This window comes from Streptomyces tailanensis (genome assembly GCF_008386495.1).
Lineage (GTDB): Bacteria > Actinomycetota > Actinomycetes > Streptomycetales > Streptomycetaceae > Streptomyces > Streptomyces tailanensis.
In genome coordinates this window covers 106666-124747 of sequence record NZ_VTHJ01000007.1, presented here as the reverse complement: position 1 = coordinate 124747, position 18082 = coordinate 106666, and the positions used below count along the sequence as shown (strand labels likewise).

Below are 18082 nucleotides of genomic sequence, written 5' to 3'. Positions count from 1 at the left end.
ACGCAGAGCCGCGGTGCCCGTCCCGGAGTACGTGATCACGCGGGCCAAGAGACAACGTGACCACACAAGAGACGGCATGACATGACGACGAGCGACACGACCACCGGCGAAGAGACCATGGCGGCCCCTCCGGTACGGCACTGGCCCGCCCTCAATCTGACCGGGGTCGACTTCGACCCCGTCCTGGCCGAGCTGATGCGGGAGGGTCCGATCAGCCGGATCCAGCTGCCCGACGGCGAGGGCTGGGCCTGGCTGCTGACCCGCTACGACGACGTACGGCTGGTCACGAACGACCCCCGGTTCAGCCGCAAGGAGGTCGTGGGCCGCCAAGTCACCCGGCCGGCACCGCACTTCACCCCGCAGCCGGGCGCGATGGACTCAGTCGACGAACCCGACCACGCCCGGCTGCACCGCTCCGTGGCGTCCGCCTTCACCACTCGTGGCGTCGAACGCCTCCGCGACAACGCCCAGCGCGCCTTCGACGCGACGGTGGACGCGATGCTGCGCGACGACCCGCCCGCCGACCTGATCGAGCGGGTCCTGGAGCCCTTCCCGATCGCCGTGAACTGCGAGCTGATGGGCGTCCCGGAGGCGGACCGTGAGGACATGCACGACTGGACGCGGCGGATCCGATCCTCCACGTACGGCATCGAGGCCGGCGAGCGGGCCAAGCGGGACATGGAGGCGTACTTCGCGGAGGCCGTCGCCGCGCACCGGGACTCCGACGGCGAGGACGTCATCTCCCTGCTCGGGGCGGCCGTGGGCCGGGGCGACATCAGCGCGGAGGAGGCGATGGACCTGGCCGGACCCCTCCAGATCGGCGGCGAGGCCGTCACCAACAACACCGGCCAGATGTTCTTCATCCTCCTGACCCGCCCCGACCTGCTCGCCCGCATGCGCGACGAACCCGGCCTGCGCCCGCAGGCCCTGGACGAGCTGCTGCGCTACATCCCGCACCGCAACGCCGTCGGCCTCTCCCGCATCGCCCTGGAAGACGTGGTGTTCCACGGCGTCCGGATCCGCGCGGGCGACCCGGTCTACGTCTCCTACCTGGCCGCCAACCGCGACCCGGACGTCTTCCCGGACCCCGAGCGCATCGACTTCGACCGCACCCCGAACCCGCACCTGGCCTTCGGCTACGGCGCCCACTCCTGCGCGGGCGCCAACCTGGCCAAGCTGGAGACGGAACTGATCGTGAACACGCTCCTGGACCGCGTACCGGGCCTGAAGCTCGCGGTCCCGCCGGAGGAGGTCACCTGGCGCCGGGGCACGCTGATCCGCGGCCCAGAAGCCGTCCCCGTCTCCTGGTGAGGATCGTGCAGTCGACCCCGCTCAGACATCGTCAGCGGATGGGCATTCCCGACAACGCGCGAGCGATCACCAACCGCTGAACCTCACTCGTACCTTCGAAGATCGTGTAAATGGCGGCATCCCGATGCATCCGCTCCACCGGGTACTCACGCGTGTACCCATTGCCGCCCAGTATCTGAATGGCCTGGGCCGTGACCTTCTTGGCCGTCTCGCTCGCGAACAGCTTCGACTGCGACCCCTCGGCCGCGGTGAACGGCTTCCCGTTGATCGCCATCCACGAAGCCCGCCAGACCAGCAACCGCGCCGCGTCCACAGCCGTCCGCATGTCCGCGAGCTGGAAGGCGACGCCCTGGTTGTCGATGATGGGACGCCCGAACTGCTCACGGGTCTTGGCGTAGTCGAGAGCCACCTCGTACGCGGCACGGGCGGTGCCCACAGCCATGGCACCGACAGCCGGACGGGACGCCTCGAACGTGGCCATCGCCGCGTTCTTCACACGCTCGCCGCCGGAGGCCTTCGCCCGCTCGCGGGCCCGCGCCAGCCGCTCGTCGAGCTTCTCCTTGCCTCCGAGGAGGCAGGAACCCGGAACCCGTACGTCCTCAAGCACGACCTCGGCGGTGTGCGAGGCACGGATCCCGTGCTTCTTGAACTTCTGGCCCTGGGACAGACCGGGCGTGTTCGGCGGGACGATGAAGGAGGCGTGGCCCTTGGAGCCGAGCTCGGGGTCGACCACGGCCACCACCACGTGCACGTTGGCTATGCCACCGTTGGTCGCCCAGGTCTTCGTGCCGTTGAGCACCCACTCGTCCTTGGCCTCGTCGTACACCGCGCGGGTGCGCATGGAGGCCACGTCGGATCCGGCGTCGGGCTCGGAGGAGCAGAATGCGGCGACCTTGACATCGTTGGCGTCCCCGTACATCTGGGGGATCCAGGTGCCGATCTGCTCCTCGGTGCCGTTGGCGAGGACGCCCACGGCGGCGAGGCCGGTGCCGACGATGGAGAGGGCGATGCCGGCGTCACCCCAGAACAGCTCCTCCATGGCCATGGGGATGCCGAGGCCGGTGGGGTCGAAGTACTGCTGGGCGTAGAAGTCGAGGGAGTAGATGCCGACCTTGGCGGCCTCCTGGATGACCGGCCAGGGCGTCTCCTCGCGCTCGTCCCACTCGGCGGCGGCGGGGCGGATCACATCGGCGGCGAACCCGTGGAGCCAGTCGCGGACCTCCCTCTGCTCCTCATTCAGCTCCATGGTGAACTCAGCCATGACCCCTCCAGCATTTCCGGGCACTGCACTAAGATGTTACCTGCGGTAACTTGAGTCTGTTACCGGTCGGTAGGAAAAGTCAACTCCCGGGTCGGGCTCGGTAGCCCGTTCGATCGGGACGTGCCAATCAGTGTTACTTTGCGCAGGCGTCACCGAAATCAGCCTGGGGGAGACATCATGGACACCACGCAGCGGACCGATCAGGAACGGTCCGCCGACCGCCGTCGGCGCGAGCTGCTGGAAGCCGCGGACCGAGTGGTGCTCCGCGACGGCCCGGGGGCGTCGATGAACGCCATCGCCGCCGAGGCGGGCATTACCAAGCCGATCCTCTACCGCCACTTCGGCGACAAGGGCGGACTTTACGCCGCCCTTGCCAAGCGCCACACCGACGCCCTCCTCGACTCCCTGCGGGCCGCCCTGGACGCTCCCGCGGAGCGTCGCGAACGCGTCGAGGCCACCCTCGACACCTATCTGGCGGCCATCGAGGCCCGCCCCCAGGTGTACCGCTTCCTGATGCACCCCGCCGAGGGCGGCCAGCCCGGCGTCGACCAGGGCTTCGACGTCGGCAAGCACTCCGCCCCCCTCCTGCGCCGTATGGGCGAGGAACTCGGCAAGGTCATCGAGGACCGCCTCGACCTCGGCCCCGACAGCCACCGACTCGCCCGGGTCTGGGGCCACGGCATCGTAGGCATGATGTTCGCGGCAGGCGACTGGTGGCTGGGCGAACGCCCGTGCACGAGGGCGGAGCTGGTCCGCAGCCTGGCGGATCTGTTGTGGGGGCGGTTGGCAGCGGCGGGGGACAAGGTGGGCGGTCCAGGTTTCTGAGGGTGCCTTGTCAGCGCGCCCGGGGGCAGCACCGTCAGGGGCGCGGGGCTGTGTCGATGTGCGGCTCCGCCGCGTGGGCGCGAGCAACCACGACGAACCCGCAGCCGCCAACGAACTCAACGCCCCCACGGCGCCTTGGCGATCTTCCTCCTCACCCAAGAACGCCGCCACCCCGAAAGCCGGTCCACATACACCCTGCCCTCAAGGTGATCGCACTCGTGCTGAAGGCACCGCGCGAAGAACCCACTCCCCCGCACCCGCACCCGATCCCCGTCCACCGTGAACCCCTCGACCACGGCCTCGTCGTACCGCTCGGTCCCCGCCTCCAGCCCGGGCAACGACAGACATCCTTCAGGCCCCCGCAGCACAATCCCCTCCACCGAGACCAGCCGAGGGTTCACCACATGCCCGACATGCCGCACATCCTCGTCGTCGGGGCAGTCGTAGACGAAAACCCGCACATTCCGGCCCACCTGATTCGCGGCCAACCCGACACCCCGCGCGTCGTACATCGTCGCGAACATGTCCTCCACAAGCCGCTCCAGTTCACTCCCGAACTCCGTCACCTCTTCACACGGGGCGTGCAGCACGGGGTCCCCGAACAGTGTCATGGGAAGAACACGCCCTCGGGCGCCCGGAATCGAGCCATGTCGCATGGCCGCAAGAGTACGTTCACCCCCGACATCACCCGCCGAGCCAGTGCAACGCCCCGGCGGGATTCGGGCACGTGAGTGGATCTCGATAGGCTTTGGTCCACACGTTGCCGGGACTGGGCGCGGCTCTGTACGCAAGGAGGATCGAGAACTGATGGCAGGCAACTCGGACCCGCTGACGCCGCGGGCCAAGCTGGCCGTGACGGCGGGCAAGGCGGTCGCGGCGGCATCCCGTGCCGCGGGACGCGGTAGCGGATCGGTGATCGGCGGCCGGGTGGCGCTCAAACTCGACCCCGACCTCCTGGCCCGGCTCGCGCAGAGCCTCGACGTCGTCCTGGTCTCCGCCACCAACGGCAAGACCACGACCACCCGGCTGATCGCGGAAGCGCTCCGCGCCGCCGGCCCGGTCGTCTCGAACGCGCTCGGCGCGAACATGCCCGCGGGCATCACCTCGGCGCTCGCCGGGAACTCGGACGCCAAGTTCGGTGTCATCGAGGTCGACGAGAAGTACCTCGCCGGTGTGGCCCGGGACACGGACCCCAAGTGCATCGCGCTGCTCAACCTCTCCCGTGACCAGCTCGACCGTGCCGCCGAGACCCGCATGATGGCGGAGGCCTGGCGTGAGGGTCTGGCCGGCACCAAGGCCGTCATCGTGGCCAACTGCGACGACCCGCTGGTGGTGTGGGCCGCGTCGTCCTCCCCCAACGTGATCTGGGTGGCCGTCGGCCAGATGTGGAAGGACGACGCCTGGTCGTGCCCGTCCTGCGGCGGTGTGATGCAGCGGCCGGGCGACGACTGGTTCTGCGGTGAGTGCGGTTTCCGCCGCCCCACGCCGAGCTGGGCGCTCTCCGGCGACCACGTCCTCGACCCGCACGGTTCGGCCTGGCCGATCCACCTCCAGCTGCCGGGCCGCGCCAACAAGGCGAACGCCGCCTCGTCGGCCGCCGTCGCCGCCGTCTTCGGTGTGCCGCCGCAGGTCGCCCTGGAACGCATGTATCAGGTGCAGGCCGTGGCCGGGCGCTACGACGTGGTGCAGTTCATGGAGCGCGACCTCAGACTGCTGCTCGCCAAGAACCCGGCGGGCTGGCTGGAGACGTTCTCGCTGATCGACCCGCCGCCGTCGCCGGTGATCCTTTCGGTGAACGCGCGCGGCGCCGACGGCACCGACACCTCCTGGCTGTGGGACGTCGACTACACCCGGCTGACCGGCCACCCGATCTTCGTCCTCGGCGACCGGAAGCTGGATCTCGCGGTACGTCTGGAGGTCGCGAACCAGCACTTCCAGGTCTGCGACAGCCTCGACCAGGCGGTGCAGATGTGCCCGCCGGGCCGGATCGAGGTCATCGCGAACTACACCGCGTTCCAGGACCTGCGCCGCCGCGTCGGCAACTGACCACGAGGACTCGAGGGGAACTCATGAGTGACAACAGCCTGCGGGTCGTCTGGGTCTACCCGGACCTGCTCAGCACCTACGGCGACCAGGGCAACGTCCTGGTCGTGGAGCGTCGGGCGCGCCAGCGCGGCCTCGACGTGGCCCGTCTGGACGTGCGCAGCGACCAGCCGATCCCGACCTCCGGCGACATCTATCTGATCGGCGGCGGCGAGGACCGTCCGCAGCGGCTCGCCGCCGAGCGGCTGCGCCGCGACGGGCATCTGTACCAGGCGGTGAACAACGGCGCGATCGTCTTCGCGGTCTGCGCCGGCTACCAGATCCTCGGCCACGAGTTCGTCAACGACCTCGGGCAGCGTGAGCCGGGCCTCGGGCTGCTCGACGTGGTCACGACGCGTGGTGAGGGCGAGCGGTGCGTCGGTGACGTCCTCGCGGACATCGACCCGCGCCTCGGTCTGCCCCAGCTGACCGGCTTCGAGAACCACCAGGGCATCACCCACCTCGGCCCCACCGCCCGCCCGTTCGCCAACGTGCGGCTCGGCAAGGGCAACGGCACGGGGGACGGCACGGAGGGCGCGTACAACGACACCGTGTTCGGCACGTACATGCACGGTCCCGTGCTCGCGCGGAACCCGCAGATCGCCGACCTGCTGCTGAAGCTGGCGCTCGATGTGAACGCGCTGCCGCCGACCGACGACCGCTGGTTCGAGGCGCTGCGGGGCGAGCGCATCGCGGCGGCCACGCAGCCCGCGTGACGCTGGGTCGAAGAGGGTGAGAAACGGTTCCTCAGCAGCCTTGCGGGAGCCGCCCGAGAACCCGTTCGGCAGCCCGTCTGAAGGTGCCTCCGCTCACGTGTGACAGCCCGTCTGACCAGGGCTCCGCTCACCTGTGCGGGGGCGTCCAGCAGGCGGACGCCCGCTACGGCGACGGCCCCTGCCGCCGGTAGGGTGGCGGGGATTCCTGCCGGACAGCGCGGTCCGGACCCGGCCCACGTCGAGAAGGTATTCGGGCTATGCGCATTGGTGTCCTCACGTCCGGCGGCGACTGCCCCGGGCTGAACGCCGTCATCCGGTCCGTCGTGCACCGTGCCGTCGTCGACCACGGCGACGAGGTCATCGGCTTCCGGGACGGCTGGAAAGGCCTCCTGGAGTGCGACTACCTCAAGCTCGACCTCGACGCCGTGGCCGGCATCCTGGCCCGCGGCGGCACGATCCTCGGCTCCTCCCGGGTCCAGCCCTCGCATCTGCGGGACGGTGTGCAGCGGGCCAAGGGCCATCTCGAGGAGCTCGGCCTCGACGCGATCATCCCCATCGGCGGTGAGGGCACGCTCAAGGCGGCCCGGCTGATGTCGGACAACGGTCTGCCCGTCGTGGGTGTGCCGAAGACCATCGACAACGACATCGCGGTCACGGACGTCACCTTCGGCTTCGACACGGCCGTGGGCGTGGCGACCGACGCGCTGGACCGGCTGAAGACCACCGCCGAGTCCCATCAGCGTGTCCTCGTCGTGGAGGTCATGGGCCGCCACACCGGCTGGATCGCGCTCCACTCCGGCATGGCGGCCGGCGCGCACGCCATCGTCGTACCGGAACGGCCCTTCGACATCGAGGAGTTGGCGGCGCGTGTCGGCGAACGCTTCGAGGCGGGCAAGCGGTTCGCGATCGTCGTGGCGGCGGAGGGGGCCAAGCCGAAGGCCGGGTCCATGGAGTTCGACGAGGGCGGCAAGGACATCTACGGGCACGAGCGGTTCGCGGGGATCGCGCGGCAGCTGTCCGTGGAGCTGGAGGCGCGCCTCGGCAAGGAGGCGCGGCCGGTGATCCTCGGGCATGTGCAGCGAGGCGGGACTCCGACCGCGTACGACCGGGTGCTGGCGACTCGCTTCGGGTGGCATGCGGTGGAGGCCGTGCACCGGGGGGAGTTCGGGAAGATGACGGCGCTTCGGGGTACCGACATCGTGACGGTGCCGTTGGCCGAGGCCGTGGAGACGCTGAAGACGGTGCCGGAGGAGCGGTACGCCGAGGCGGAGTGCGTGCTTTAGGTTTCGGCCCGCGACTACGAGCTCGGTTCAGCAGGTTGTTCGGCGGGTGCGGGTTTGTGGGGGCTTGTCGCGCCCACGCAGCGGAGCCGCATATTCGACACAGCCACGCGCCCCTTTCGGGGCGCGTTGTACCGGCCCCCGGTCGTAGTGATCGACCTGGGCGGTTCTAGTCTGGACTGCGTTCAACCCCACGAATCTGGAGCCGGCGTCATGGATCACAGCGGGCATGGCATGGATCTCCTGCCCTTCACCTTGGGGCGAGGGCTTGCCTGGTCGGCGGATCCGTTCTTCCTCGTCGCCTGCCTCCTGGGGCTGGGGCTGTACGGCTGGGGGGTCGTGCGGCTCGTGCGGCGGGGGGACAAGTGGCCCGTCGGGCGTACCGTCTCCTTCGTCGTCGGTGTGCTGCTCGTGCTGCTCGTGACCTGCACCGGGCTGAATGACTACGGCATGGTCATGTTCAGCGTGCACATGGTGCAGCACATGGTGATCAGTATGTTGGCACCGATCGTGTTGTTGCTGGGGGCGCCGATCACGTTGGCGCTGCGGGCGTTGCCGGTGGCGGGCAAGGGGCGGAAGGGGCCTCGTGAGCTGCTGCTGATGCTGCTGCACAGCTGGTACATGCGGATCGTCACGCACCCGGCGTTCACGATCCCGATGTTCATCGCGAGCCTGTACGCGCTGTACTTCACGCCGATGTTCGACTTCCTGATGGGGTCGAAGCCGGGGCACGTCACGATGATGCTCCACTTCCTCGCGGTCGGGCTGTTCTTTTTCTGGCCGATCATGGGCGTGGATCCCGGGCCGCACCGACCGGGCTATCTGATGCGGATGCTGGAGCTGTTCGCGGGCATGCCGTTCCACGCGTTCTTCGGCATCGCGTTGATGATGGCGTCCACGCCGATGGTGAAGACGTACGAGAACCCGCCCGCCTCCCTCGGCATCGACGCGCTCGCCGACCAGAACGCGGCCGGTGGCATCGCCTGGGCGTTCAGCGAGATCCCCTCGGTGCTGGTGCTGCTCGCGCTGCTCTTCCAGTGGTACGGCTCCGAGTCGCGCCAGGCCCGGCGTCAGGACCGGGCGGCCGACCGGGACGGCGACAAGGAACTCGAGGCGTACAACGCCTATCTGGCCTCACTCAACGCACGCAGTCGCTGAGTCACAATTCTTTTTCCGGCCCCATTTCTTTTGTCTGGCCACACGACCGCACATTTGTATTTTCCTTGACTGAGAGGCTTTGCCATTCAGTAGCATGATGCGTGAGCCCTGCTTCCGCTCTGCGGGGCGACGGGGGAAACCGCCAGGGGGAGCGGTCATGACAATTCACGCATGCTTGCGAACATGTTTGCGAAAGGCCGGGAAATCGGCCGTCCGGAGGATAGCCGTCCTGGTGATGGGGGTGGTGATCCTCAGCGGATGCGGTGACTCGGTTCCGACGTTCTTCGCGGTGAAGGCGGTGGCCGCGGGCGTGCCGTCCCTGGCGCCCTTCTTCGACGAGGGCGAGCGGCTGGGCCGGGACGAGCCCGGCATCACCTCCCAGGAGCCGCACAGCGGCCTGCAGCAGGGCAACACACCGGGGCTGTACGGGGGCACGCGGAAGCCGAAGGTCTGCGACGTCGACAAGCTCGAGGATTTCCTCAGCGACCCCAAGAACAAGAAAAAGGCTCAGGTATGGGCCGACATCGCGGGCGTCGAAATCGATGGCATCGGGAATTATCTCGACGATCTCACGCCCGTTCTGTTGCGTCACGACACCCTTGTGAAGAATCACGACTACAAGGGGGGCAAGGGGGTCCCGTTCGATGCACTGCTGGAGGCGGGCATCGCCGTATTGGTGGACGAACAGGGTCTGCCCGCCGTGAAGTGCAGCTGCGGAAACCCGCTGCAGGCGTTCGACGAGGACCCCAAAGACATCAAGGTCGAATTCGACGACGACAACAAGAAGTGGGACGGCTACGACGAGTCCGCCCCGGTCGTCGTCAAGCCGGCGCCCGAGCAGCTGAAGGAGATCAAGCTCGTCGACGTCGAGGACTCCGACAGGGGCATCAGCCGGGAGGTCGGCTCTACGGGCGAGTCCGACGAGACGTTCGACACGCGTGAGCGGCAGGCCGTGCCGCGCGTGCAGGGGATGACGTTCGGCCAGGCCAGTGCGGCCATGGCCGCCAAGGGCCTCGCGGTGACGGTCGCCGGGGACGAGATGCCGCCGGGTGACGCGCCGGTGACCGGGTCGCAGCCCGGGCCGGGCACCGAGTTGACGTTCGGTGCGGCCGTGGCGCTGAACGTGGACTGGCCCGGCAGGAATACGGATACACCGAGCGGGCCCGAGCCCACGGAGACGGGCACGGGCACAGGTACGGGTCCCGGTCCGACCGATCCCTCGGGGACGGACTCCTCGCCGACGCACGGCACCGGCACCCCCACGGAGACCGAGTCGCCGGAGTCCAGCGACACGCCCTCGCAGACCGAGTCCTCGCCGGAGCCCAGCGACACACCCTCGGCGACCAGGTCCAGCCCCGAGAAGCCCACACCGAGCCCGACGCCCACGCCTACTCCCACGCCGAAACCGACCCCCACCTCCACCCCGACGCCCTCCAAGTCGAGTGCGCTCCCTCCCCCGCCGGACCCCGACCCCAGTACGCCAGAGGTCAGTCCCACCAGCGTCGCCCCGCCGCCGGATCCCGAACCGTCCAGCGATCCCCCGTCCGAGAACCCGGGAGATCCCGGAGACTCGGGCGATCCCGGAGACCCCGGAGGCGATCCCGGAGCCCCCGTAGAGGACCCGGCCCAGCCCGTATGGATCTGACCCCTGGGAGTGACCGATGCAGTCAGGAGCACCGCATTCGGGAGTCGGCCGGGTCATCGCCGACCGCTACCTCCTGCTGAACCGGCTGGGCAGCGGCGGCATGGGCCATGTCTGGCTCGCGCACGACCAGCAGTTGGACTGCGAGGTCGCGCTCAAGGAGATCGTGTTCCGCAGTCCCGGTGAGGCGGAGCGGGACCGCACAGCCCGGGTCGCACGGGCCCGCGCGGAGGCCCGGCACGCCGCCGGACTGCGCGGCCACCCGCACGTGGTCACCGTGCACGACGTCCTGGAGCACGAGGAACTGCCGTGGATCGTCATGGAGTACGTGCCGGGCGCCCTCGATCTGAAGGCGCTCGTCACCCAGCGCGGGCCCCTCGCGCCGGCCGAGTGTGCCCGTATCGGGCTCGCCGTGCTGGACGCGCTCACCGCCGGGCACGAGCGGGGCGTGATGCACCGGGACGTCAAACCCGCCAACATCCTGCTCGCCCCCGACCGCATCGGATCGCCGTACGCCCGGGTCCTGCTCACCGACTATGGCATATCCGTCCAGCCCGACACCCAGGAGACCCGGTACACCCTTACCCATGTCCTGGTCGGCACCGCCGGATATCTGGCGCCCGAGCGGGCGCAGGGCGGGCCGCCGACCGCCGCGGCCGACCTGTTCTCACTGGGCTGCACGCTGTACTACGCCGTGGAGGGGTACGGGCCCTTCGACCGGGACTCGGAGATCGCGGCCCTGACCGCGGTCGTCCTGGAGGAACCGCGGCCGACGCTGCGCGCGGGTGCCCTGGAGTCGCTGCTGGCCGCCATGCTCGCCAAGGATCCCGTGCGCCGGATCAACGCCGCCGAGACCGAGGCCGCGCTCTCCGCCATCGTGACGCCCCAGGTCCACCCCCGCACGGAGCCCGACCTCGGCTCCCAGCCGCAGTGGGCCAGCGAGAGGACGCACACGGTGGAGCCCGAGATCATCGGCTCCGGAGTGCGGCACGAGACACCGTGGTATCCGCCGGAGAACCCCTCCGGTTCCACCGGGCGGCACCGCTTTCACCGCAGCAAGGCCCTGCTCGCCGGCGTCGCGACCGCACTGGGCCTGACCCTGCTGGTGGGCGGTGCCTGGTACGCGATGGGGAACCTGCCGGGCGGGGACGGCGGCAGCGGTGGAGAGGCGCTGCCGTACGGGGAGGCCGTCGGGCTGGCCGAGCCCCTGAAGGACGGCGACTGCGTGGACGTCACCTGGACGGCCGCCCGGTTCGAGGGCACGCCGCGGCTCCGGTTGGTGCCCCAGTGCACGGGGTCCGCGGTGGATGGACAGGTGATGGCCTTCTACGAGGCGTCCTCCGCCGAGGACGCCGAGGCGGGCGGGGCCGCCCTGTGCGAACAGCTCACCGAGGAGGACCGCGGGAATCTCGTGGACATCCGCTCCTACCCGGTGCCCCCGACCGACGACGGCTTCGACGCCGCTGGGCACCGTGTCGCCTGTCTGCTGCTGGGCGAGCGCAGGCCGGTGTACGGGCCGATCGGGCGCCACCGCCAGGTGGGGAGCACCGTGTTCGTCGATGCGGCCACCATGCAGAAGCAGGACTGCCTCGAACCGATCTCCGAAACCAAGGTCCGGCTCGTCTCGTGCCAGGGCCCCCATCAGCAGAAAGTCCTCGGCTTCCACGAGATGCCCGCCGGCACGACCTACGAAGAGGCGACCACCAAGGCGCTGGCCGCCTGCGCGCGGAACATGCCCCCGGAGGAGTACGGCTACGAGGACGCCGTCACCGGCTCCCAGTACTGGATCAGCGAGGACGGCTGGAAAAAGGGCGCCCATTACGTCGTCTGTACGGTCATTTCCTCCAGTGGGGGCACCATGGAGGGAGAAGAAGCCTGAGAAGGGGTGTCGCGATGCCCGGTTCGACGAAGGCCATGGGGGTGCTCACCGTAGGTGGGCTGGTCGTGGTGACGGCCTACTCGGTGGCGCTCGGCAGCAACGGCTGGCTGTGGTTCGGATGGGTCGTCCTCGGCCTGCTGACGCTCGGGATGGTGGCGTCGCGCACCTGAGGCCCGCGCCCCGGAGAGTGCCTGGCCTTCGGACTCCGGGCCTTCAGACACCGGGTATTCCTCCGTCCGGGTGTACGCCCGGCTGGTACTTCGGCAGTCGGGCGGTGATCTTCATGCCCGCGCCGACCGCGGTCTCGATGACGAGGCCGTGGTCGTCGCCGTAGACCTGGCGGAGCCGTTCGTCGACGTTGCTGAGGCCGATGCCGCCCGAGGGGCTGACGTCGCCGGCCAGGATGCGGCGGAGCAGCGCGGGGTCCATGCCGACGCCGTCGTCCTCGATGACGACGAGCGCCTCGGCGCCCGCGTCCTGGGCGGTGATGCTGATGTGGCTCTTGCCCGCGGCAGTCACAGTCCGGCCTTCGAGGCCGTGCTTGACGGCGTTCTCGACCAGGGGCTGGAGGCAGAGGAAGGGCAGGGTGACCGGCAGGACCTCCGGGGCGATCTGGAGGGTGACGGAGAGACGGTCGCCGAAGCGGGCCCGGACGAGTGCCAAGTAGTGGTCGATGGCGTGGAGTTCGTCGGCGAGGGTGGTGAAGTCGCCGTGCCTGCGGAACGAGTAGCGGGTGAAGTCGGCGAATTCCAGGAGGAGTTCGCGGGCGCGCTCGGGGTCGGTGCGGACGAACGAGGCGATCACCGCGAGCGAGTTGAAGATGAAATGCGGGGAGATCTGGGCGCGCAGGGCCTTGATCTCGGCCTCTATGAGGCGGGTGCGGGACTGGTCGAGATCGGCGAGTTCGAGCTGTACGGAGACCCAGCGGGCGACTTCGCCGGCGGCCCGTACGAGCACGGCGGACTCCAGGGGCGCGCAGGCGACGAGCGCGCCGTGGACGCGGTCGTCGACGGTGAGGGGGGCGACAACCGCCCAGCGCACCGGGCAGTCGAGGATGTCGCAGGTCAGGCGGAAGGCCTCGCCCCGGCCGCTCTCCAGGGGGCCCGCCAGCCGTCCCATGATCTCGGCGCGGTGGTGTTCCCCCACTCCCTCCCAGACGAGGACCGACTCATGGTCCGTGAGGCACAGCGCGTCCGTGCCGAGCAGGGTGCGCAGCCGCTTGGCGGACTTGCGGGCCGTCTCCTCGGTGAGGCCGGCGCGCAGCGGGGGCGCGGCGAGCGTCGCGGTGTGCAAGGTCTGGAAGGTGGCGTGCTCGACGGGCGTACCGAGTCCGCCGAGGCTGCTGCGGGGCCGGGCGGTACGGCGCCCCAGCCAGAAGCCGGCCGCGAGAAAGGGTAGTACGGCCACGAAGAACCCGGCCAGGAACCCGCTGACTTCACCGCTCATCGTTCACCTCCTGCATGTGGTACACCGCTCACCGCTCAAGGGTTCCGTCCTCACCGACGCCACAGTTCGATCTCCTTCGACGCGGCTCTCGACTGTCCGCCCACCAGTTCCTCCGGCAGGTGGAAGCGGGCCAGGATGGAGGCCGTTTCGGCGGGCACCTTGCCCGGCGTGGCCAGGGACACCAAGACCATCGTCAGGAAGCCGAGGGGCACCGACCAGAGGGCGGGCCAGGCCAGGAGGGCGTGGAGGGCGCCGGTGCCGGGGAAACCGGCCATGGTGGCCGCGACGGCGAGGAGGGCCGAGCCGCCGCCGACCAGCATGCCGGCGGCGGCGCCCGGCGGGGTCAGGCGGCGCCACCAGATGCCGAGGACGAGGAGCGGGCAGAAGGAGGAGGCGGACACGGCGAAGGCCAGGCCTACCGCGTCGGCGACGGGGAGGCCGCCCACCAGGACGCTCGCGGCGAGCGGTACGGCCATGGCGAGGACCGTGCCGAGCCGGAAGTGCCGTACGCCGCGTGAGGGCAGTACGTCCTGGGTGAGGACGCCGGCTACGGCCATGGTCAGCCCGGACGCGGTGGACAGGAACGCCGCGAAGGCGCCGCCCGCCACCAGCGCGCCGAGCAGGTCGCCGCCGAGGCCGCCGATCATGCGGTCCGGGAGGAGGAGTACGGCCGCGTCGGCGTCGCCGGTGAGGGTGAGCTCGGGGGCGTAGAGCCTGCCGAGGGCGCCGTAGAGCGGTGGGAGGAGGTAGAAGGCGCCGATCAGGCCGAGGACGACGACCGTGGTGCGGCGGGCGGCCACGCCGTGCGGGCTGGTGTAGAAGCGGACGACGACGTGGGGCAGGCCCATGGTGCCGAGGAAGGTGGCGAGGATCAGCCCGTACGTGGCGTACAGCGGGCGTTCCTCGCGGCCCGCGGCGAGGGAGGTGGACATGCCGCCGTTGCTGCCGCGGTCGGCGACCGGGACGGTGTCGCCCTTGGTGAAGGTCAGTCGGGTGCCCTGCTCGACGCGGTGGGTGCCCGTGGGCAGGTCGACGCGACGGTCCTCGTAGCGGCGGCCGTCGATCGTGCCGGAGGCGGTGACGGTCAGTGGACTCGCGAGTTTGAGGTCGAGGCTCTCGTCGACGCGGACGACACGCTGTTCGCGGAACCGGGCGGGCTCGTCGAAGGCGTGGCGCGGGGCGCCGTCGCCCTGCCAGGCGAGGACGAGGAAGAGCGCGGGGACCAGGAGGGCGGTGAGCTTGAGCCAGTACTGGAAGGCCTGGACGAAGGTGATGCTGCGCATGCCGCCGGCGGCGACCGTGGCGGAGACGACGACGGCGACGATCACCCCGCCGACCCACTCGGGCGCGTCGGTGAGCACGTTCAGCGTCAGCCCGGCGCCCTGGAGCTGCGGCAGCAGATAGAGCCAGCCGACGCCGACCACGAAGGCCCCGGCGAGGCGTCGTACGGTCTTGGAGGCGAGCCGGGCCTCGGCGAAGTCCGGCAGGGTGTACGCGCCGGAGCGGCGCAGCGGGGCGGCGACGAACAGCAGCAGCACCAGGTAGCCGGCCGTGTAGCCGACGGGGTACCAGAGCATGTCGGGGCCCTGGACCAGGACGAGGCCCGCGATGCCCAGGAACGAGGCGGCGGACAGGTACTCGCCGCTGATCGCGGCCGCGTTGAGGCGGGGGCCGACGGTGCGGGAGGCGACGTAGAAGTCGGAGGTGGTCCGGGAGATGCGCAGGCCGAAGGCGCCGACGAAGACGGTCGCCACGACGACGAGGGCGACGGCGGGGACGGCGTAGGTGTCGTTCATGCCTTGCTTCCGGTCCTGTCGTCCACGGGGTGGGTCAGCGGTCCTCGACGAGCCGTACGAGATCCTGCTCGTTGCGTTCGGCGCGGCGTACGTGCCGGCGGGCGAGGAGGACCAGCGGCGGGTAGACGCCGAACCCGAGGACGGCCCACTCCAGGCCGGCGCCGTCCGGCATCGCGGCGAAGACCAGGGGCAGCGGGGCGACCAGCAGGACCAGGACCGCGAACACGGCGAGGGCGGCGCGGAGCTGGCTGCGCATGAGGGAGCGGACGTAGGTGTGGCCGAGGGTGGTCTGTTCGTCGATCTCGGTGCGGGGGCGGTGGAAGCCGGGGCCGCGGCGGGCGCGGCGGGGCGGGCCGGTGACGACGACGCGGCGTTCGGTGGGGTCGTGGGGCATGCCGTCTCCTCAGCCCGTGGTCCGGCGCATCAGCAGGTCGCGCAGTTCGCGGGCGTGGCGGCGGCTGACCTGGAGTTCCACCGAGCCTACGAGGACGCTGACCGTGCCGGCGTCGAGGCGGAGCTCGCCGACGTGACGCAGGGCTACGAGGTGGCGGCGGTGGATGCGGACGAAGCCGCGGGCGCGCCAGCGTTCTTCGAGGGTGGAGAGCGGGATGCGGACGAGGTGGCTGCCCTGCGGGGTGTGCAGGCGGGCGTAGTCGCCCTGGGCCTCGACATGGGTGATGTCGTCGACGGTGACGAAGCGGGTCACTCCGCCGAGCTCGACAGGTATCTGGTCGGGGTCGGGTTCGTGGACCGGTATCGGCGGGGCCGCGTCGCGGAGCTGGGCGGCCCGGCGTATCGCCTCGGCGAGGCGTTCCCGGCGGACGGGTTTGAGGACGTAGTCGACGGCCTTGAGGTCGAAGGCCTGGACGGCGAAGCCCTCGTGCGCGGTGACGAAGACGACGAGCGGGGGCCGGGCGAAGCCCGTGAGGAGGCGGGCGAGGTCGAGGCCGTCGAGTCCGGCCATGTGGATGTCGAGGAAGACGACGTCGATCGCGTCGGGCCCGTCGGGGCCGGACTCCAGGGCGCGGTTGATGCGGCGCAGTGCCTCGGTGGCGTCGCTCGCGCCCTCGGCGCTGGCGATCCGCGGGTCCGCGTTCAGCAGGTACAGCAGCTCCTCGAGGGAGGGTTTCTCGTCATCGACGGCGAGCGCGCGCAGCATGAACGTGGAGTGTAGGAGTAATTCGTACGCCTGCACACGGGCACGCTCCACATGGGGTCCGCGGAGGGGCGCCGCTGGATACAGTGCCCGCATGAACAGCAAGTCGGCGGCGTTCGACGAGCTCGATCGCAAGATCATCACGGCGCTCATGGTGAACGCCAGGACCAGCTTCGCCGAGATCGGCTCGGCCGTCGGTCTTTCGGCCACCGCGGTCAAGCGGCGCGTGGACCGGCTGCGGGAGACCGGGGTGATCACCGGGTTCACGGCGACGGTGCAGCCGGCGGCGCTCGGCTGGCGCACGGAGGCGTACGTGGAGGTGTACTGCGAGGGCGCGGCGCCGCCCCGGCGGCTCGCGGAGGTCGTGCGCAACCATCCGGAGATCACCGCGGCGATGACGGTGACCGGTGGTGCGGACGCGCTGCTGCATGTGCGGGCCGTCGATGTGGAGCACTTCGAGGAGGTGCTGGAGCGGATCCGCGCGGAGCCTTTCATCCGGAAGACGATCAGTTACATGGTGCTGTCGCACCTGCTGCCGGAGGCCCCCGAGGCGGGCGCCACGCAGGACGCAGCGAACGTGCGCTGAGCCCGTCGAACACGCAGCATTACTGCGCGGACACGCAACGTTCACTCCTTGTCGTGCGCCTGCCCCGATTCCTACCGTGGTGTCATCCCAGCCGACACCGCAGGAAGCGGAGAGACCCTCTGTGCCCGACAGCCGTGTGCCGCGCCTTCGGCGCTTTCTCGTCTGCGAACCCAGACATTTCGCCGTTCAGTACTCGATCAATCCCTGGATGCACCCGGACACCCCCGTGGATGTCGACCTCGCCCAGGACCAGTGGCAGGAACTGATCCGCGCCTACCGGGACCACGGCCACACCGTGGAGACCGTGGAGCCGGTGGCCGCGCTGCCCGACATGGTGTTCGCGGCCAACTGCGCGCTCGTCCTCGGCGGCCGTGTCCTCGGCTCGCTCTTCCACGCGCCCGAGCGGCGCGCCGAGTCCACCGCGTACGACGCCTGGTTCGAGAACGCCGGGTACGAGGTGTACCGGGCGGAGTCGGTGTGCGAGGGGGAGGGCGATCTGATCCCGACCGGTCGCTTTCTCCTGGCCGGGACCGGCTTCCGCACCACCCGTGAGGCCCATCGCCAGGCGCAGGAGTTCTTCGGCGTCCCGGTGATCAGCCTTCAGCTGGTTGACCCGCGCTTCTACCACCTGGACACGGCGCTGTTCGTGCTCGACGACGGGCCGGACGGCAACATCGCGTACTACCCGGAGGCGTTCTCTCCCGGCAGCCGCGCGGTCCTCGCCCGCCTCTATCCGGACGCGGTGATCGCGACCCGCGACGACGCCATGGCCTTCGGCCTGAACTCGGTCTCCGACGGCCGCCACGTGTTCATCTCGCCCCGCGCCAAGGACCTCGCCGACCAGCTCGCCCGGCAGGGCTACGTTCCCGTCCCCGTCGACCTGTCGGAGTTCCAGAAGGCCGGCGGCGGCATCAAGTGCGTCACTCAGGAGATCCGCTCATGAC

General features: G+C 70.1%; 17 protein-coding genes. 11 read left to right on the top strand and 6 right to left on the bottom strand.

The window, feature by feature from the left end; all coding sequences use genetic code 11:
- Positions 1-81: 81 nt before the first annotated feature.
- On the top strand, positions 82-1311 hold the full coding sequence (locus F3T56_RS08310; RefSeq protein ID WP_149824049.1) for a cytochrome P450: 1230 nt from the start codon (positions 82-84) through the stop codon (positions 1309-1311).
- Positions 1312-1342: 31 nt separating this feature from the next.
- Here F3T56_RS08310 and F3T56_RS08305 read toward each other — a convergent pair whose 3' ends face one another.
- On the bottom strand, positions 1343-2572 hold the full coding sequence (locus tag F3T56_RS08305) for an acyl-CoA dehydrogenase family protein (RefSeq protein WP_149824048.1): 1230 nt from the start codon (positions 2570-2572) through the stop codon (positions 1343-1345).
- Positions 2573-2749: 177 nt separating this feature from the next.
- Here F3T56_RS08305 and F3T56_RS08300 point away from each other — a divergent pair, with 177 nt between their 5' ends.
- On the top strand, positions 2750-3397 hold the full coding sequence (locus F3T56_RS08300; RefSeq protein ID WP_149824047.1) for a TetR/AcrR family transcriptional regulator: 648 nt from the start codon (positions 2750-2752) through the stop codon (positions 3395-3397).
- Positions 3398-3513: 116 nt separating this feature from the next.
- On the opposite strand, the gene def is transcribed toward F3T56_RS08300, so the two are convergent.
- Positions 3514-4053 carry a peptide deformylase gene (gene def, locus F3T56_RS08295; protein ID WP_172638851.1) on the bottom strand — a complete coding sequence of 180 codons (540 nt, stop codon included), beginning with the start codon at positions 4051-4053 and terminating at the stop codon, positions 3514-3516.
- Positions 4054-4204: 151 nt separating this feature from the next.
- Here def and F3T56_RS08290 point away from each other — a divergent pair, with 151 nt between their 5' ends.
- From F3T56_RS08290 to F3T56_RS08260, 7 genes are all read left to right on the top strand, one after another.
- Positions 4205-5443, top strand: a complete 1239-nt coding sequence (locus F3T56_RS08290) for a MurT ligase domain-containing protein (protein WP_149824045.1) — start codon at positions 4205-4207, stop codon at positions 5441-5443.
- 23 nt (positions 5444-5466) lie between these two features.
- Positions 5467-6195 carry a type 1 glutamine amidotransferase gene (locus F3T56_RS08285; RefSeq protein ID WP_149824044.1) on the top strand — a complete coding sequence of 243 codons (729 nt, stop codon included), beginning with the start codon at positions 5467-5469 and terminating at the stop codon, positions 6193-6195.
- 257 nt (positions 6196-6452) lie between these two features.
- The gene (locus tag F3T56_RS08280; protein WP_149824043.1) at positions 6453-7478 is read left to right on the top strand and encodes a 6-phosphofructokinase; all 1026 of its coding nucleotides are present in this window, start codon (positions 6453-6455) and stop codon (positions 7476-7478) included.
- A 210-nt stretch (positions 7479-7688) separates the two neighbouring features.
- On the top strand, positions 7689-8633 hold the full coding sequence (locus tag F3T56_RS08275) for a cytochrome c oxidase assembly protein (protein ID WP_149824042.1): 945 nt from the start codon (positions 7689-7691) through the stop codon (positions 8631-8633).
- Between the two features lie 235 nt (positions 8634-8868).
- A complete protein-coding gene (locus F3T56_RS08270) occupies positions 8869-10278 on the top strand; it encodes a PASTA domain-containing protein (RefSeq protein WP_246203492.1) in 1410 nt (469 codons plus the stop codon).
- A gap of 16 nt (positions 10279-10294) precedes the next feature.
- Positions 10295-12154: a serine/threonine-protein kinase gene (locus F3T56_RS08265; RefSeq protein ID WP_149824040.1), complete on the top strand. Its 1860-nt coding sequence runs from the start codon at positions 10295-10297 to the stop codon at positions 12152-12154.
- A gap of 14 nt (positions 12155-12168) precedes the next feature.
- A complete protein-coding gene (locus F3T56_RS08260; RefSeq protein WP_149824039.1) occupies positions 12169-12324 on the top strand; it encodes a hypothetical protein in 156 nt (51 codons plus the stop codon).
- 43 nt (positions 12325-12367) lie between these two features.
- On the opposite strand, the gene F3T56_RS08255 is transcribed toward F3T56_RS08260, so the two are convergent.
- Genes F3T56_RS08255 through F3T56_RS08240 form a run of 4 tightly spaced genes read right to left on the bottom strand, consistent with a single transcriptional unit; the run spans position 12368 to position 16555 of the window.
- The gene (locus F3T56_RS08255) at positions 12368-13600 is read right to left on the bottom strand and encodes a sensor histidine kinase (RefSeq protein ID WP_149824038.1); all 1233 of its coding nucleotides are present in this window, start codon (positions 13598-13600) and stop codon (positions 12368-12370) included.
- A 50-nt stretch (positions 13601-13650) separates the two neighbouring features.
- Positions 13651-15396: a sodium/solute symporter gene (locus tag F3T56_RS08250; RefSeq protein ID WP_149824037.1), complete on the bottom strand. Its 1746-nt coding sequence runs from the start codon at positions 15394-15396 to the stop codon at positions 13651-13653.
- 34 nt (positions 15397-15430) lie between these two features.
- Positions 15431-15790: a hypothetical protein gene (locus F3T56_RS08245; RefSeq protein ID WP_149824036.1), complete on the bottom strand. Its 360-nt coding sequence runs from the start codon at positions 15788-15790 to the stop codon at positions 15431-15433.
- A gap of 9 nt (positions 15791-15799) precedes the next feature.
- Positions 15800-16555 (bottom strand): LytR/AlgR family response regulator transcription factor, encoded by a 756-nt coding sequence (locus F3T56_RS08240; RefSeq protein ID WP_149824035.1) that lies wholly within the window; start codon positions 16553-16555, stop codon positions 15800-15802.
- A gap of 91 nt (positions 16556-16646) precedes the next feature.
- Here F3T56_RS08240 and F3T56_RS08235 point away from each other — a divergent pair, with 91 nt between their 5' ends.
- Both F3T56_RS08235 and ddaH read left to right on the top strand, forming a co-directional pair.
- On the top strand, positions 16647-17138 hold the full coding sequence (locus F3T56_RS08235; protein ID WP_149824034.1) for an Lrp/AsnC family transcriptional regulator: 492 nt from the start codon (positions 16647-16649) through the stop codon (positions 17136-17138).
- Between the two features lie 121 nt (positions 17139-17259).
- Positions 17260-18081, top strand: a complete 822-nt coding sequence (gene ddaH, locus F3T56_RS08230) for a dimethylargininase (protein WP_149824033.1) — start codon at positions 17260-17262, stop codon at positions 18079-18081.
- The last annotated feature ends 1 nt before the right edge of the window (position 18082 follow it).